General features: G+C 41.0%; 1 protein-coding gene. It reads right to left on the reverse strand.

All coding sequences use genetic code 11. The features are described from left to right. Nucleotides 1-295: 295 nt before the first annotated feature. A complete protein-coding gene (rlmF, locus tag NO992_RS23305) occupies nucleotides 296-1153 on the reverse strand; it encodes a 23S rRNA (adenine(1618)-N(6))-methyltransferase RlmF (protein WP_371380797.1) in 858 nt (285 codons plus the stop codon). Between the last annotated feature and the right edge of the window lie 337 nt (nucleotides 1154-1490).

Below are 1490 nucleotides of genomic sequence, written 5' to 3' on the forward strand. Positions count from 1 at the left end.
CCAGGGCCAAATAAGAGAAACCCGTTGCAGCAATGCGACGGGTTTTTTGCTATGTGTGATTTAAAAACCTCGTAAGCGAATCAACACATCGCGAGGTAAACTCGCTCCTACTACCATATACACTGCATCGTAGGAGGTGGTTCACCCGCCGATGGTTTGCAATGAAGTTTCAGTAAAAAACATGTATTCCAAAACCCGTTTCAACAATACAACGGTTTTTTCTGTTTGGGATTTAAAACCTTGCAAGCCAATTAACACATCGCGAGGTGAACTCGTGTCCACCATATACACATCGCTAAGGTTTGAAAAAACTCCAGGCGATAAAACGGCTTGTCTTATTACCTTGTTCCATCTCGATCACTTTCACTTGCTCGGCAGCGACCTGTTTAAGTTGTTGTTTAAGTGGTTTTACGTTGTCTTTATTCGAGATAAGGGAAGTAAACCAATAAACTTGCTCTTTGAAAGTGACGCTCTCAGAGATCATATCCAATATAAAGCGCTTTTCTCCACCGTCACACCATAACTCTTGAGCTTGGCCGCCAAAGTTTAGCGACGCTTGTGGTGCTTTGTTTAGGTTTTTCCACTTTCTTTGCGTGCCCTTGTTTGCATCTGCTTCACTGGCATGGAAGGGCGGGTTACACATTGAAAAATGATAAAACTGGTTTGCTTTTATTATCGTTTTAAAAAAGTGATTAGGCTGCTTTTGTTGCATCACTTTTACCGGCAACCTATTTAGTTCTGCGATGGTTTTGGCACACTTCACAGCAAGAGGATTGATATCAGAGGCAACAAAGCGCCAGTTATACTCTCTTGATCCTAAGATGGGATAGATCAAATTGGCACCAGTGCCAATATCTACGCCTTGCACCTTATCGGGCAAGTTACTTTCATCTAAGAGATCTTTCAGCGCATGGATATAGTCTGCTCTGCCCGGAACCGGAGGGCATAAAAACTGTGCGGGGATATCCCAAACTTGTATATCGTAGTCTGACTTAAGCAGTGCTTTATTCAACAGTTTTACGGCATCTGGATTAGTGAAGTCGATACTTTTTATGTCATCAGCTCGGTTGTAAGTAAAATTCTTTAAAGCGGGTTCAATCGTTATAAGCTTGTCTAGATCATAGCCTGAATTATGCTTGTTTCTTGGGTGCACAGGATTCTTCGAATAAATAAAAAGGATTATAACACTTTTAATCGAACGCTTAAGTCTTGAATACAGGCTTTATATTAAAGGCATATCAACCTCTTTATTTGCTTCGTTTAAGCGTTTACTTATCAATCAGTCAACTGGTACGATGAGGCTAGTGTTCAAAGAATAAAAACAAAGAAATGATAGAGCAAAAATCACTATTAGTAGATATAGCAGATGGACATAAACTCCACCTCAGATATATAGCGAAACCGGGTAGTAGCCAGGGGCGGAGCATACTTTGATTACTTATAAGCCAAAGAACACCTGTGCCCTAAATTTGTCGTTCCAGCCAGCGGTT

Origin of the sequence: Pseudoalteromonas sp. DY56-GL79, from assembly GCF_041414765.1 — a bacterium.
Classification (GTDB): domain Bacteria; phylum Pseudomonadota; class Gammaproteobacteria; order Enterobacterales; family Alteromonadaceae; genus Pseudoalteromonas; species Pseudoalteromonas piscicida.